The organism is Serratia sp. Je.1.23.a (genome assembly GCF_051129805.1).
GTDB lineage: Bacteria > Pseudomonadota > Gammaproteobacteria > Enterobacterales > Enterobacteriaceae > Serratia > Serratia liquefaciens.
Genome location: NZ_JBCPSR010000002.1, coordinates 671,955 through 687,734 on the forward strand (window position 1 = coordinate 671,955; position 15,780 = coordinate 687,734).

12 protein-coding genes are annotated in these 15,780 nt (G+C 57.1%); 3 read left to right on the plus strand and 9 right to left on the minus strand.

What is annotated here, in order from left to right:
* Positions 1 to 212: 212 nt before the first annotated feature.
* Together AAZT04_RS10980 and gloA are read right to left on the minus strand one after the other, a co-directional pair.
* Positions 213 to 2,147, minus strand: coding sequence for an exoribonuclease II (locus tag AAZT04_RS10980; protein ID WP_046373401.1), 1,935 nt, complete (start codon positions 2,145 to 2,147; stop codon positions 213 to 215).
* Between the two features lie 185 nt (positions 2,148 to 2,332).
* On the minus strand, positions 2,333 to 2,860 hold the full coding sequence (gene gloA / locus AAZT04_RS10985) for a lactoylglutathione lyase (RefSeq protein ID WP_020827114.1): 528 nt from the start codon (positions 2,858 to 2,860) through the stop codon (positions 2,333 to 2,335).
* 99 nt (positions 2,861 to 2,959) lie between these two features.
* On the opposite strand from gloA, the gene AAZT04_RS10990 reads away from it, so the two are divergent.
* Entirely contained in the window at positions 2,960 to 3,814 is an 855-nt protein-coding gene (locus AAZT04_RS10990) for a LysR family transcriptional regulator (RefSeq protein ID WP_129982769.1), read from the plus strand.
* 15 nt (positions 3,815 to 3,829) lie between these two features.
* Here the strand turns inward: AAZT04_RS10990 and AAZT04_RS10995 are convergent, their stop codons facing one another.
* Complete coding sequence (locus AAZT04_RS10995; protein WP_129982770.1) at positions 3,830 to 6,136, minus strand: FdhF/YdeP family oxidoreductase; 2,307 nt, start codon at positions 6,134 to 6,136, stop codon at positions 3,830 to 3,832.
* Between the two features lie 280 nt (positions 6,137 to 6,416).
* Here AAZT04_RS10995 and dacD point away from each other — a divergent pair, with 280 nt between their 5' ends.
* The gene (gene dacD, locus AAZT04_RS11000; RefSeq protein ID WP_048758691.1) at positions 6,417 to 7,586 is read left to right on the plus strand and encodes a serine-type D-Ala-D-Ala carboxypeptidase DacD; all 1,170 of its coding nucleotides are present in this window, start codon (positions 6,417 to 6,419) and stop codon (positions 7,584 to 7,586) included.
* 81 nt (positions 7,587 to 7,667) lie between these two features.
* Positions 7,668 to 8,564: a LysR family transcriptional regulator gene (locus AAZT04_RS11005; RefSeq protein WP_046373405.1), complete on the plus strand. Its 897-nt coding sequence runs from the start codon at positions 7,668 to 7,670 to the stop codon at positions 8,562 to 8,564.
* A 3-nt stretch (positions 8,565 to 8,567) separates the two neighbouring features.
* On the opposite strand, the gene AAZT04_RS11010 is transcribed toward AAZT04_RS11005, so the two are convergent.
* From AAZT04_RS11010 to sapA, 6 genes are all read right to left on the minus strand, one after another.
* On the minus strand, positions 8,568 to 9,755 hold the full coding sequence (locus AAZT04_RS11010) for a CMD domain-containing protein (RefSeq protein WP_046373406.1): 1,188 nt from the start codon (positions 9,753 to 9,755) through the stop codon (positions 8,568 to 8,570).
* Positions 9,756 to 10,340: 585 nt separating this feature from the next.
* Positions 10,341 to 11,153: a putrescine export ABC transporter ATP-binding protein SapF gene (sapF, locus tag AAZT04_RS11015; RefSeq protein WP_020827108.1), complete on the minus strand. Its 813-nt coding sequence runs from the start codon at positions 11,151 to 11,153 to the stop codon at positions 10,341 to 10,343.
* Position 11,154: 1 nt separating this feature from the next.
* On the minus strand, positions 11,155 to 12,147 hold the full coding sequence (gene sapD, locus AAZT04_RS11020; protein ID WP_020827107.1) for a putrescine export ABC transporter ATP-binding protein SapD: 993 nt from the start codon (positions 12,145 to 12,147) through the stop codon (positions 11,155 to 11,157).
* A complete protein-coding gene (sapC, locus tag AAZT04_RS11025; protein ID WP_020827106.1) occupies positions 12,147 to 13,037 on the minus strand; it encodes a putrescine export ABC transporter permease SapC in 891 nt (296 codons plus the stop codon). The genes sapD and sapC overlap by 1 nt, the downstream gene beginning before the upstream one ends.
* On the minus strand, positions 13,024 to 13,989 hold the full coding sequence (sapB, locus tag AAZT04_RS11030; protein ID WP_046373407.1) for a putrescine export ABC transporter permease SapB: 966 nt from the start codon (positions 13,987 to 13,989) through the stop codon (positions 13,024 to 13,026). Before sapB ends, sapC begins: the two co-directional genes overlap by 14 nt.
* A complete protein-coding gene (sapA, locus tag AAZT04_RS11035; RefSeq protein ID WP_262032929.1) occupies positions 13,986 to 15,638 on the minus strand; it encodes an ABC transporter substrate-binding protein SapA in 1,653 nt (550 codons plus the stop codon). The genes sapB and sapA overlap by 4 nt, the downstream gene beginning before the upstream one ends.
* Positions 15,639 to 15,780: the final 142 nt, after the last annotated feature.

Here is a 15,780-nt window from a genome sequence, read left to right on the forward strand (position 1 = left end):
TGTGCAGAAAAAAAGAAAGAAGTGTTCTTAGGGAGAATGGCTACAAATTAAAAGTAGGAGTTTTGCAGGCGAAGAGAAGCAGGTCGGATGAGAAATGTGAAGCCGGTTGAGTAATAGCGTAAAAACAAAGTGATGAGGATGTTGCTGGGAATAAAAAAACACCGGAGGGAGACCCGTCCGGTGTTTGTCTGGCATAACGTTTATGTTGCGGGTTAAGCCGCCGGTCTGGCGATCACGCTGCGGGTTTCCATACGCACTTCGGCGATGGTGACCTGCAGGGTATCCCCCTGGCGATAAACGACTTCGCCTTTGATCTGCACCGTGCCGGTATCCTGGCTGCATACCATTTCATCACGTACCGCGTGAATGAAGGGCGCCGGGATAAAGGCCACTGCGCCATTGTCCAGCAGACGAACGCGCAGGCCGCCGCGGGTTACGTCGATGATTTCCGCGTTGAAGCGTTCATCAGTGCCTGCTTTATCCTTGAGGTAACGCGCGTAGAGCCAATCGCCGACGTCACGTTCCGCCATCCGGTTCAGACGACGACGTTCGGCCAGTTGGATTGTCACTTCGTCCAGCGGTTTCTCTGCGGACTGCCCGGTGATAACGGCTTTCAGCAAGCGGTGGTTGACCATATCACCGTATTTACGGATCGGAGAGGTCCAGGTGGCGTAAGCCTCCAGGCCCAGACCGAAGTGTGGCCCCGGCGTAGTGCTGATTTCGGCATACGTCTGAGAACGGCGAATACGGCTGTCGAGGAACTGGGTCGGTTGCGAATCCAGGTGACGACGCAGTTCGCAGAAACCTTCCAGCGTCAGCAGCTTCTCGGCTTCGGCCTCAACGCCGTTGGCTTGCAGCACGGTTACGGCTTGCTCAACCAACAGTGGATCGAAACCGGTGTGCACGTTGTAAATGCCAAAGCCCAGACGGTCGCGCAGCACAATGGCGGCGCAGACGTTGGAAGCAATCATGCACTCTTCAACGATGCGGTTGGCGGTGCGGCGCTGCTCGGTGATGATCTCTAGCACTTCGCCTTTTTCACCCAGCACAAAGCGGTAGTCTGGGCGATCTTTGAATACCAGAGCATGCTGGTGGCGCCAGGCGTTACGTGCATCGCACACGCGCTTGAGCAGGGTGATTTGCTGTGCGATTTCATCGCTCGGCGGCTGCCAGCCGGCAATGCCTTCCAGCCAGTCGGAGACTTCGTCATAAACCAGTTTGGCTTTTGATTCGATCTCGGCGCCGAAGAAGCGAATATCGTCACCCAATGCGCCGTCTGCACCGATGGTCACGCGGCAAGCCAGCACCGGACGGCGTTGGTTCGGACGTAGTGAACACAGGTTGTCTGACAGATCGCGCGGCAACATAGGGATGTTGAAACCTGGCAGGTAGTTGGTAAAGGCGCGCTTGCGGGCGATTTCATCCAGCGCGCTGCCTTGCGCGACGTAGGCGGTCGGATCGGCAATGGCGATGGTCAATTGCAGCGAGCCGTCGCCGTTGTCCTGCACAAACAGCGCATCGTCCATATCTTCGGTGCTGGCGCTGTCGATGGTGACAAAATTCAGAGCGGTCAGATCTTCACGCGGCACGGAAGCATCCGGCTCATCGATCGCGATCATCTCCGGCGCTTCTTTTTCCAGGCTGTGACGGGCCAGCGTGACCCACCACGGCGCCAGGTGATCTTCGCCGTCGGTAATAAATTGGGTCAGGTCGGCATTGAAGCCACGATCGCCTTTCAGCGGGTGGCGGCACATTTCCGCTACCGCCCAGTCACCGGCCTGGAAGTTATGTTTCAGTTCACGCACCGGACGGCAAGGGATCGCGTCTTTCAGCAACGGATGATCGGGTACGATGGACAGACGGTCATCACGCTTTTGCACACGGCCGACAAAGCGCGACAGGAAGGGCTCGATCAGGGTTTCCGGCTCGGCGATTTCACGTTCTTTCTCGGTATGCAGGGTTGCGGTCACTCGGTCCCCGTGCATGACTTTCTTCATGTACGGTGGCGGAATGAAATAGCTTTTTTGACCGTCGACCTCAAGAAAGCCAAAGCCTTTCTCAGTCCCTTTTACTACGCCTTCAACGCGCGGGGTCTGAGAGTGAAGTTGCTGTTTAAGCTGCGCCAGCAGCGGGTTATCTTGAAACATATCGTCCAGTGAATGGGTTGTGAGTGGCAAGATTTGCGGCTGACAGTTTTACGCGAATCACCCGCTGCGGGCAAGCCAAACGTCACGGTTTTCCCGCGTTTGGGCGCGATTTTATGGAATATTGGGCGTTCAAAAGGCGGGAAGAAAACCCCGGCTCGAAACGCCGGGGGGAAACGGGGAGTAAATCAGTTCTGTAGCGGCGTAGGCTGCAGGATTTCAATCCAGTAGTCGTCGGGATCCTTGATAAAGGCCACGTAATTCATGCGACCTTCATGCAGACGTTTCTGGAAGTTCACGCCAAGGCGCTCAAAACGCTCGCAGGCAGCGTGCACGTCAGGCACCGTCACACAGAGGTGGCCAAAGCCACGCGGCTCACTGTTGCCGTTGTGGTAATGAAAATCGGCCTGCTGCTCGGTGCCGTGGTTATGGGTGAGCTCCAAAATACCCGGTTGACTCAGGACCCAGCGTTTACGGGCATCGTCATCCTGTGGGATCTGGTCGCGCGGGCTGCGGGTCAGGTAGCAAATGGTAAACGCGGCTTCATTGAAGGTTTCCAGATACACCGGGGTAAAGCCCAGCACGCGGGTATAAAAGTCCAGCGCTTGGGTTAAGTCCTTCACGCGGATCATGGTGTGATTGAACACGTAGCCGTCGGTGACGGTTTCCGGCTGCGCGGTTACGCCCGGCAGGTTCAGTAAATCATTCAGTGGCATAGGGATCCCTCTTAGGTTGTCGATACGACTTTAGGGCAAATAAATGCTAATCTAAAGTGATTGTTTCTAACCAAAACACTAACTAAAAGTGAATGAATCATGAAGCTGAGTCAGCTTAGATTTTTCTGCGCCGTGGTGGAGTATAAAACCATTGCCGCCGCCGCGCGGGAATTGCACTGTGTCCCCTCCAACGTCACGTTGCGCATCAAAGAGTTAGAAGACTCACTTGGCGGCGAGTTGTTTTTTCGCGATAAAAACCGACTCTATGTCACGCCGAAAGGCCGACTGTTCTATCAACAGGCCGTCGACATCCTGACGCTGGCAGACCGCAGCCAACAATTGTTCGTCGGTCGGCAACCGCAGGGCCTGCTGAATCTGGGGGCGCTGGATTTTTCTCTGATCAGTCATCTGCCGTCACGCATCGCTCACTTGCGCCGCAGCCAACCCCACATGCAGGTCAACGTGCTGAGCCGAGACTCGCTGGTGCTGGAGCGAATGCTGATTGACAGCGAGATCGATCTGGCGTTGACCGACGGGCCGATAGAGCACCCGCTGCTGGCCAGTCGCGCGGCGTTTGATGAGCGCCTGGTGCTGTTGATGCCGGCCTCGGTGCCGCAGTTGGACGCCACAACCCTTGCGCAGTTAGAGTTTTATACCTTCAGCCGCGAGTGCTCTTTCCGCCTGAAAATCGATCGCTGGTTGGCCTCACGCCAGCTAAAGCCGCGGATGACGCTGGAGATGGAGTCGTACACGGCGATGGCAGCCTGCGTAAAAGCGGGTTGTGGCGTCGCCTGTGTTCCGGGGTCTTTGCTGCCGATGATCTTGCCTGAGCATGCGTTAAAAGTGGTGGAAATGGGGGCGGAAGGGGTCAGCAATTTGTACTTCGTGTGGCGCCGCCATCAGCTCTCTGACGAGTTGCAGACGGCGCTCGATCTGTTAATGCACCCGGCGTGAACCGGGCGCATCCATTCAGGCAATACGCAGCGTCGGTTGCGCCACACAACGGCGGATCGCCACCGGTATCGACTTCGACGTTGGCGTGCCGGTGCCGTCACCAAAGCTGGCCAACGGAACCAACGGGTTAGTCTCTGGGTAGTAAGCCGCCAGATTACCGCGTGGGATATCGTAGCTTACCAGTTTGAAGCCACTGACCTTACGTGTAATGCCGTCATTCCACAGCGTTTCAATCTCTACCAGCTCACCGTCTTGCATATCCAACGCCGCCAGATCTTCAGGATGTATAAACAGCACCTCTCGTTGGCCGTAGACGCCGCGGTAACGGTCATCCAGTCCGTAGATAGTGGTGTTGTACTGATCGTGCGAACGCAGTGTTTGCAGCGTGAAGGGCGCCTGTCGGCCATCCAACTGCGGGAACAGGCTGGTTGGCAGAGGCGCAGCGCTAAATTCGGCCTTGCCGCTTGGGGTGTCAAAGCGCAGTTCTGCGGCGGCGTTACCCAGGTAGAAACCACCGGGCTGGTCGCAGCGCCGGTTGAAATCTTCGAAACCGGGAATGGTGGCGGCGATATGGTCGCGGATCAACGAATAATCGTCTGCCAGCTCCAGCCAGTCGAGCTGCTGGTTGCCCAACACCGCATCGGCGATGCCGCACACGATGGCGGTTTCAGAACGCTGGGTCTCCGCCAGTGGTTTACCGACGCCTTCCGACGCATGCACCATGCTGAAGGAGTCTTCAACCGTAATGTACTGTGGGCCGCTGGCCTGCATATCCTGTTCGGTACGGCCCAGGGTCGGCAGGATCAGCGCGTCTTTGCCGGTGACCAGATGACTGCGGTTGAGCTTGGTGCTGATATGCACCGTCAGATCACAACGGCGCAGGGCGCGGGCAGTGCGTTCGGTGTCCGGCGCAGCCGCGGCCAGATTGCCGCCCAAAGCCAGCAAGACCTTAACCTCACCGCGCAGCATCGCCTCAATGGCCTCTACGGTGTTATGGCCCGGTTCGCGTCGCGGCGAGAAGTTAAAGTGCTGCTCCAGGCTGTCGAGCAGTGCCTTGGGGGACTTCTCATCAATGCCCATGGTACGGTTGCCTTGCACGTTGCTGTGGCCGCGTACCGGACACAGGCCGGCGCCCGGTTTACCCAACTGACCGAACAGCAGCTGCAGGTTGGTGATCTCACGTACCGTTGGCACAGAATGCTTATGCTGGGTGACGCCCATCGCCCAGGTGCAGATCACGCGTTCGGCACCCTGATAAATCGCCGCCGCCTGACGCAATTGTTCCTCGCTGAGGCCGGACTGCTGGGTGATTTGTTGCCAGGTCGTAGCATCGACCTGCGCAAGATACGCCTCGACGCCGACGCTGTGTTGACTGATGAATGCCTGATCGAACAGGCCGGGTTCACCGGCCGCCAGGCGCTCACGATGACTTTCCAGCAGCGCTTTCACCATGCCGCGCACGGCCGCCATATCCCCGCCGAGATTGGGTTGGTAATAGGATGAACTGATCGGCGACGACTTGGGCGTCAGCATTTGAATCGGGCTTTGCGGATCGGCAAAACGCTCGAGGCCACGTTCGCGCAGGGTGTTAAAACTGACGATGCGCGCACCGCGGTTGGCGGCATTTTTCAGGCTATGCAGCATGCGCGGGTGGTTGGTGCCGGGATTCTGACCAAACACGAAGATGGCATCGGCTTTTTCAAAGTCGTCCATGCGAATGGTGCCTTTCCCTACGCCGATACTTTGTTTCAGGCCCACGCCGCTGGCTTCGTGGCACATATTGGAGCAGTCAGGGAAATTGCTGGTGCCGAGCATACGACCAAACAATTGATACAGATAAGAAGCTTCATTGCTGGCGCGGCCCGAAGTATACAACTCGATCTGGTTCGGGTTATCCATCTGGTTAATATGCTGGGCGATTAACGCCAGCGCGTCCGGCCAACTGATCGGCTGGTAGTGGTCTGTTTCGGCGTTATAGCGCATGGGGTGGGTGAGACGGCCCTGGTATTCCAGGAAATAATCACTTTGCTGCAGCAGGGTGCTGACGCTGTGAGCCGCGAAAAACTCCGGCTCGACCGCGTTACGCGTGGCTTCCCAACTGACCGCCTTGGCGCCGTTTTCGCAGAAACTGAAGGTGCTGTGGTTGTCGTCGCCCCAGGCACAACCTGGGCAGTCGAAGCCGCGAGCCTTGTTCACGCGCATCAGGTTACGCAGGTTTTGCAGCGTCTGTTTACTGTCGAGCACATAGCGGGTAGTGGCTTCGAGTGAACCCCAGCCGCCCGCCGCGCCGGTATACGGCTTTATTGACGGTTTAAATTTCATATTGTTCTTCGCAGGTGATGTAGCTAATAAGTGAACGCTTTTTTAAGCGCTTTCAGTGTTTATGTCACAAGTTTAGGTTGGGGCGGTGTGAGCGTCTAATCGAATGGGACAATGGCGGCATAGAGCAGATTTATCGCGTAGCGGTACCGGGCAAACAAATCGTTGCATTATGACACCTGCTGAAAAAGAGTAACGATTCCGCTTTCCCGATAATTAATGCAGTCTATATCACGGATTATATTGGCATTTTATTTAGCCCGCAGGGCCTGAGGAACAGTGATTGAAGCGTTCAGTATGGGTGATGATCGCCGGCATGTTAGTGCCGCTGGCGGTACAGGCAGCAGATGTTTCCTCCAGTATTGCGCAAAACACACCGCCGGCGATAGACGCCGCCTCTTACGTATTGATGGATTACACCACCGGACAGGTGTTGGCGCAGGCAAACGCAGATCAGCGCCGCAACCCAGCCAGCCTGACGAAGCTGATGACCGGATTGGTGATTGATCACGCGCTCGATCAGCACAAAATTGGCCTGGATGACGTGGTGACGGTGGGCAATGACGCCTGGGCGCAGGGCAACCCGGTGTTTAAGGGATCATCATTGATGTTCTTAAAGCCAGGTGACAGGGTCACGGTTCGCGATCTCAGCCGCGGTATCATCATTGATTCGGGCAACGATGCCTGTGTCGCGATGGCGGATTATGTGGCAGGTAGCCAGGCGGCATTCGTTAAGTTGATGAATGAAAAGAGTGCCCAGCTTGGCCTGCAGAATACCCATTTCGAAACCGTGCATGGGCTGGATGCGCCGGGGCAATTCACTACGGCAGGCGATTTGGCAGTGATTTCACGCGCTATCATCATGAGCGAACCGGCGGAGTATCACATGTACAGCGAGAAATCGCTGACCTGGAACGGCATCACCCAGCAAAATCGCAATGGGCTGCTGTGGGATAAAAACCTGCACGTCGACGGGTTGAAAACCGGCCATACCGCCTCGGCCGGCTTTAACATTATTGCCTCTGCTACCGAAGGAGACCGGCGGCTGATTGCGGTGGTGATGGGCGGTAAAAGTTCGAAAGGGCGTGAAGAGCAGGCGCGCAAATTGCTGACCTGGGGCCTGCGTGATTTCACCACCGTGCATCTGTTCAGCGCCGGGCAAAATCTGGGGCAGGAAAAAGTGTGGTATGGCGACCGTCATGAGGTCGCGGTGGGCAGTGCAAAAGAGGAATATCTCAGCCTGCCGAAAAGTGAAGCCGACAAACTGAAGGCGCAGTATGTGGTCAGCGTTCCGCGCCTGGATGCCCCGTTGACCCAAGGGCAGACGATTGGCGAAATCCGTATCAGCGATAACGGCAAGCTGCTCAAAACCTTGCCGCTGGTGGCATTGCAACCGGTCCAGCAAGGCGGCGCGTTCTCACGATTGATGGACTACGTAAAACTGAAGATTTGACCCCTCCGGGCGTAGCCAGCTGCGCCCGAAACCCTACAGCGATGGTATACTCAGGTCAGTCATGACTTATTGAGCCGTTTTATGGATATTAAGCAACTGATCTACCTGTGTAATCTCGAACGCGAGCGCCACTTCGGCCGTGCGGCTGAGGCCAGCTTTGTCAGTCAGCCGACATTGTCTATGCGGCTGAAAAATTTGGAAAAAGAGCTGGGCGTATCCTTAATCAACCGCGGTAACAACTTCGAAGGTTTTACTGCCGAAGGCGAGCGGGTGCTGTCGTGGGCGCGTGAGATCGTGTCGGTTTATCAGGGGCTGAAGCTGGAGGTCGAGTCGCTTAAACACGGGCTTAACGGCACGTTGCGCATCGGTGTGGTACCGCAATGCAGCATCTCGCTGGCGCAAATGTTAAAGGACGTCAGTGAGCGTTACCCTCAGTTGGATTATCGGGTAGCGGTGCTGAGTGCCGATCAGTTGCTGGAGGCGTTGACGGCACATACCGTAGATGTCGGCATTGGTTTCTTCGAGCTTTCCACGCTGCAAGAGCTGCACTTTCAGTCCCAGCCATTGGCGGACGCCGGGGTCGAGCTGGTTTTCCACCCGCAGCATTTTCCTGATTTGGTAGGAGATACCCCCCTGACGCTGGAGGATGTAGCCACGCTGCCGCTGTGCCTGGCTGAGCCTACGCGTTACTTCCGCCGTTATCTTGATCAAAACTTCCGTGAAGCCGGACTGACGCTGCACGTTCGAATGGAAACCACCTCAATATTCCAACTGTTGCAGGGCATTTTCGTCGGTCTGGGCTGTGGGCTTTTCCCGCATGGCAACCTGTTACCGGCAATGATGCCGGAGTTGCAACACCGACCGATAGCGATTGCGGCGATGTCACGTCATGCTGCGGTCGTGGTCGCCGAGCCGGGACGCGCATCGCCGTTGGCGCAGCATTTCTTTGATGCCGCGCGAGGTTGGTTGCTGCGCTAGCGATTACGCCAGGTTTTCACTGAGAAGTTGGGTGTCGCCGAGCGTTTGACGCAGGCGGTTCTCCCAGGCATACAGCGCGCCGGTGAGGATCACGTCCAGCGCCTGAGCCTGATTCAACCCACTGATAAACAGCGGCTGCACGCTGCGCGGCGTGAACTTTTCAGGCGTGCGGGTCAGGTCGGTTGCTACGCGGATCACAGCCTGGTTAACCGGGTCATTGGTACTCTCCAGCCCCTGTTCAATGCTATTGAACAGGGCGCCGACCAGTTCTTCCTGTTGAATATCCTGTGCGACGGTCGCTGCGCAGTAGCGGCTGCCGTTAATGCGGGAAACTGCCAGCGTCGCCAGCGCTTTGAGCCGCGCCGACAGGCCATAACCGTCGGCATTGATACTGTTGAACACGCCATTGCGTTCACGCAGCGCGGGCGCATCGTGGGCCAGCAACAGATAATAGGATTCGCTGCGAGCGTCGGGATGGCTTTGATCCAGCACGTCGAGCTGTTCGGCACGGGCCTCTTCCGGCACCACCACGGGAAGACGCGCTTGCCATGCCAGTTCTTCCTCGGTGAACACAATGCCTTCGGCGTCAGCGATGTTCGGGAAACCGGGCACCACTCCCGTTGGCCGCCCGGCCAAGGCAGCCACGCCGGCGACCACGCGTGCCTGGTAGCTAACAAAACCGATAATCTGCGAAAAGGTCACGATATCCGATGGGCTTAACCCGACGTCGCTCAGCTGCTGCAACGCCTTGCTGCAAATCAACGTCGGTTGACTGGCGAGCTGGCGGGCATACTGGGTGATTTGGGCCAGGCGGATATTACTTTCACGTGAGGCGTCGGGGCTGTACAAGGGGGCGAGGCGGGCGGCGTAGTGGCTACAAAGAGACTGAACGCCGGTCACCTGTGCCACGGTTAATGCGGTGCTGAGGCGATCATAAGGTGACAATGTCACTGTGCGTGACAATTCGACCCGATCGGGAAACAGCACGTGATATCCGGCCAGGGAGGCGTTAAATACCCCGGCGCGTGCAGTCAGCGCGGTGTTCAGCGCTTCGTCGGCAAAAGCGCCCAGCCCCAGCAAAAATCGATCGCGGATGCCGGCCGCCTGCGGCTCCAACGGCTGCTCACCGCGCACGCTGCTTTGGGTTTCGTGATACCACTGGGCATTATGTTGTCGACGTAGTAGTTCCATAGGGGATGATCCTTAATCATGAGCAACAGCCCCCGGTGCGGCAGGCAACGGCGGCAAGACAAAATGGCAACATGCCCGCAGAGGGACACGGAATGACAGGATCAGCCTTGGTCATCACAACACAGCGCGTGACCATAAACAGAGAAACCTGCGGCTAAAGCGAGTAGAAACTGCGAGAGTCGGCGATTGCGATGGCTGTTCATCAGTGCGATATCCTGTCGTTTAATAAGCTCAACGTAGGGGATATCCTCACCGATTCGATTGGCGAGATAAAATAATGTTAAGGACTAATCAATAACTGAATGGAATAAAATATAATGATATATAGCAAGATTGTAATTTGTATTTGCGGTTTTTGGCTAAGCGCTCACTGAATCGGGGCGATAAAAAACCCGCTTTAAGGCGGGTTGAGACCGTTGACGAAGTGCTCTGTTGTTTTTCTGTAGGGGCGCTGCAAGCTGCGCCCAATGGCATAATCAATGAGTTAAATCGGGTCGAACATGTTCGACCCCTACCGGTTCAGCCTTTCACGGATATCTGCAGTCTGAACCCGCTTTAAGGCGGGTTCTCTTTATGATTTGACGATCAGAATCTGCCGCCGTCACGTCGCCAGGCGTCTGCGGTAAGCGCCTCGCCAAAGTGGCTGGCAATCAGGCGTTTGGTCAGCTCATGCAGCGGTGAAGCCAATACCTCGGCCGTACTGCCGCGTTCGACGATTTCCCCTTCATGCATCACCATCACCTGATCGCTGATGTGTTTCATCATGCCCAGGTGTTGAGTCACATAAATATAGGAAATACCGTGTTTCTCCTGCAGTTCCAGCATCAGGTTGATGATTTGCGAACGCATCGACATATCCAGCGAGGCCAGCGCCTCATCGGCTACGATCACCTTCGGTTGCAGGATCAAGGCGCGGGCCAAAGCCACCCGCTGTTTCTGGCCGGACGCCAGCATATGCGGGTAATAATTGGCGTGATCCGGCAGCATCCCCACCTGACGCAGGGTTCGGTTGATCTGTTGCTCACGTTCAGGGGCGGCCATTTCGGTATTGAGCCGCAGCGGGGCGTCCAATAGCTGGCCGATACGCTGACGAGGATTGAGCGAGGTGCTCGGATCCTGAAATATCATGCGGATACGCTGGCTGCGGTAACGATAATCGCCATAGTTAAGCCGATGGTCGTCAATCAGCAGTTCTCCGGCTGAGGGCTCGACCATGCCGGACAGCATCTTGGCCAGGGTGGACTTGCCAGAGCCGTTTTCACCGATGATCGCCAGCGTTTGCCGTTCACGCAGGGTAAAGCTGACCGATTTGACCGCTTCCACATGCTGGCGGCGAAACAGCCCGGTGCGGTAACGGTAGGTTTTGCTCAGATTGCGCACTTCCAACAGCGTTTCCATGTTATTGCTCCTCCATGTTCAGCGGGAAGTGACAGGCGAACAGGTGGTTTTTCACCGGACGCAGGCGAGGTGTCTCAATGCATTTCTTCTGCGCATAGGGGCAGCGCGGCCCCAGCCGACAACCTATCGGCAAATGCTCCAGCGACGGAATGGCTCCCGGCAGGGTATTGAGGCGGCTTTTATGCGGCAATGCGCGGCCAAAGTCCGGCATTGCGCGGATCAGCGCCTGAGTGTAAGGGTGGTGCGGTGCGGCCAGCAGGTCTTCGCACTGAGCGCTTTCTACCGTCTGCCCGCAGTACAACACGTTGACCCGATCGGCCCATTTGCTCATCATTTGCAGATCGTGGCTGATCAGCAAAATGGTGGTGTTGTTGTTTTGATTCAAACGCGCCAGCAGACGGAAAATCTGCGCCTGAGTGGTCGGTTCCATGGCGTTGGTCGGTTCATCGGCGATCAGCAGGCGCGGCTGATTGGCCAGGGCGATGGCGATCATCACTTTCTGGCACTCACCGTCGGTCAGCTCATAAGGAAAGCTGCCCATGATGTCTTTGTGATCCTTGATGCCCACCCGGTGCAGCAGCTCTATGGCGCGGCGTTTGCGCCAGTTAAAGCGCTGCCACCAGCGGCCTTTGTAGGTCCAACCCGGAATGGCCTGCACCAGCTGACGGCCGATGCTTTCGGAAGGATCCAGACAGGATTGTGGCTCCTGGAAAATCATCGACACGTTATGCCCGACCAGCTTGCGTCGTTCACGCGGTGTTAGCTGCAACAGGTCGATATCATCGAAACGGAAACGGTCGGCGGTGACGCGCCAGTTGTCTTTGGTGACGCCACAGATCGCTTTGGCGATCAGGCTTTTACCGGAACCGGACTCGCCCACCAGGCCGCGGACTTCCCCCTCACTCAGGGTCATGCTGACGCGATCGACTGCCTTTACCGGGCCTTCGGCGGTCATAAATTCAATCGTCAGGTTGCGGATATCAAGTAATGGCATTATTCCACCCCCGTATTGATTGCGCGGCGCATACCGTCGCCCAACAGGTTAACCAGCAACACGCTGACCAGGATTGCCGCGCCGGGCAGCATCACCGTCCAGGGGGCGACATACACCAGCTCCAGCGAATCGCCGAGCATAGCGCCCCATTCAGGGGACGGCAGCTGTGCGCCAAGATCGAGGAAGCCGAGGGCGGCAATGTCCAGGATCGCCATCGACAGCGCTCGGGTGAACTCCGTCACCAGCACCGCCACAATGTTGGGCATCACGGCGTACCACAGTATTTGCAAGGTTGACGCGCCATCGAGACGCACCGCCACCACATATTCTTTTTCCAACTCGTCATGCACTGCGCTGTAGATAGTGCGCACCATGCGAGGCAGCAGCGCCAGCCAGACGGCCAGCATGGCGTGCTCGAGTTTTGGCCCAAGGAACGCCACCACCACGATCGCCAGCAGCAGCGAAGGGATGGAGAGCAGGGTGTCGAGAATGTGATTGAGCACCGCCGAGCGCAGGCCGCGGGTTACCCCGGCAAACACCCCGAGGATCACCCCGACAAAGGCGGCGGCAACGGTAACCAGCAATGCGGAACCGAAGGTGGCGGCGGTGCCGGTCAGCAGGCGGCTGAGAATGTCGCGGCCGAGATCGTCGGTGCCCAGGAAGAAGGAAACGTTGCCGTAACGTGACCAGGAAGGCGGCAACAGTTGATAACCCAGGAACTGTTGATCGAGCGCATAAGGGGCCAGCAGGCTGCCGAACACGGAAAGCAGCAGCAGCGCTATCACGCCGTAGAAGCCGATCATCGCCAGCGCATCGCCGTAAAAAATCCGCCAGGTATACAGCAGCGGGCTCGGCATTTTCTTTTCGCGGTATACGTTATCTAAGGGCATACCATTCCTTATGTTTCAGTGGGTTGGTGGCAGCGCCTAAAATATCGGCCAGGACGTTAATGGTGATCACCAGCGTGCCGACCACCATAACGCCGGCGGAGATCGCCGCATAATCCTGTTGGCGAATGGCATTGATCATCCAACGCCCGAGGCCCGGCCAACTGAACACCACTTCGGTGATCATCGCCAGCGTCAGCATGGTGGAAAACTGCAACCCCAGCTTGGGCACGATAGGCGGCAACGCATTGTGCAGCACGTGGCGGCGGATAATGGTGAAACGGGATAAGCCGCGGGTTGCGGCGGCTTTGATGTAGTTCTGATTGAGCACGTCGTCGGTGCTGATACGCATCAAACGCACCACCTCGGTGGTGGGCGCTACCGCCAGTGCGGTAATCGGCAAAATCATATGGCGCAGCGCGCTGCCGATCATTTCCGTGCGGTAGGGTGAATCGGACAACCAGGCGTCAATCAGGGCAAAGCCGGTGATGGGCTTGACCTGATACAGCAGATCGAAACGTCCAGAGACCGGCAGCCAGCCAAGGTGCAGCGAGAAAAACAGCATCAGCAGCAGCGCCAGCCAGAAAACCGGCATCGAAAAGCCCAACAGCGCAAAGGTGCTGATAGCGGTGTCCTGCCATTTGCCTCGCATCACGCCGGCAATAATGCCCAGAGGAATGCCGATAAACAGCGCCAGAGTGAAGGCGAGCAGGCACAGCTCCATAGTGGCAGGAAACACTTCGCGCAGCTGTTCGCTGATTGCCTGGCCATTAATGCTGGAGACGCCAAAATCCCAGTGCAGCAGGCTGACAAAGTAAAACTGGTAGGCATCCAGCAGGGCAGCGCCGTTCAGCGGTGCCCGCGGTGTGAAATAGCTGAGGCTAAAGCTGACCAATGTCAGGAAGAACAAGGTGATCAGCAGCAGCAAGAAACGGCGTAAGGTAAAGATAATCACTTTTTCGGCCCCTCCGCAGACTCACGGTACACCCCGGCAAAGGACGCATTGCCGAACGGGCTCAGTACCAGTCCTTTGATGTCGTAACGATAGGCCTGCAGGCGCAATGACGACGCCAGCGGCAACACCGGCAACTGCTGCTCAAGAATTTTCTGCGCCTTCTGATAGTTTTCGATGCGCTGCGCCAGCTGTTGTGACAGCAGGGCATTTTGCAGCACTTCGTCAAACGCCGGGTCACACCAGTGAGCATAGTTGGTTTGCGAACGGATTGCCGCGCAGCTCAGCAGGGGCCGGAAGAAGCTGTCCGGGTCGTTACTGTCGGTGGCCCAGCCGGTGAGGGTCAGATCGTGATTCATCTCCATCAGCCGCGCCTCCTGGAAACGGCCTTCGACCGGCACTATGGTCACGTTAATGCCGACCTGAGCCAAATCGGCCTGGATCAGCTCGGCGGTTTTTAACGGACTGGGGTTGTAGGATTGCGAGGCGGTCGGTACCCACAGGCGCAGGTTCAGCGACTCAATACCCGCTTGCTTGAGCATTTCGCGCGATTTGGCCGGATTGAATTCGGTAACGTGCGCTTCATTGTCGTAGGCCCAGGAGGCGCGCGGCAAGATGGAGGCGGCGGTTTCCGCGGTGCCATAGTAAATCGACTGCATCAGACGCTGGTTGTTGATCGCCAGCGAAATCGCCTGACGGACGTTCAAATCGTCCAGCGGCGGTTTGCGGGTGTTAAACGCCAGATAGGCGATGTTCATGCCAGGGCGCAGCGTCAGCCGCAGGCGCGGGTCATCGCGCAGAATTGAAAGCTGGCTGGCGGCGGGATAGGCCAGCACGTCGCACTCACCGGTCAGCAATTTCGATAGCCGTCCGGTACCGCCGGCGCCCAGATCGATCACCACCTGCGGCATACGCGGTTTACCTTTCCAGTAAACATCGTTGCGCGCCAGGCGGATATATTGCCCTGAGCGATATTCATTGAGCATGAACGGCCCGGTACCGACCGGTTCGCGGTCAATCATCTCCTGACGGCCTTCACGCGTCAGATCGTCTGCGTATTCTGCCGACAATACCGGCGCATAGTGGGTGGCGATGTGCCACAAGAATGAGGCGTCCGGCGCCTGCAGGCGGATTTCCACCGTGTACTCGTCCAGCTTCTTCACGCTTTGCACCGAGTCGCCAAATTGCAAACTGTCGAAATAAGGGTACTCGCCGCCGTTGACGTCATGGTAGGGGTGCTTCTGGTTAAACACGCGCTCGAAGCTGAAGACCACGTCGTCGGCATTCAGCTTGCGGGTCGGTTTGAACCAGTCGGTAGTCTGGAACGGCACGTCTTTGCGCAGGTGAAACCGGTAAGTGGCCCCGTTATCCAGCACTTCCCAGCTTTGCGCCAATTCGGGGATCAGCCGGTAGGTGTACGGATCGACGTCCAGCAAGCGGTCATAAAGCTGTGCGGCCAGGGTATCGACCGTCAGGCCGCTGCTGGCCATCTGCGGGTTGAAGGTGTTCAGTATGCCGCTGACGCAATAGACAAAGCCGCTTTGGCGGATGTCCGGCAATGGCGATGCCGCGGTGGGCGCAGGGGGTGTGGAGGCCAGAGCGCTGCCGGCAAGGCAGCTCAGTGACAATATCCAAAGGGGTAAACCACGCATAGAGGCTTCATGGGTTAATAAGCAATAGCATTAGTGTATCGCACTCTGGCGAACAGCCCAATCCATTGAGCAAAATGGCTGAGTTTTCTGCTACTTGATTGAACAATTCGGCACTTCAGACAAAAAAGTTACAATTGATATG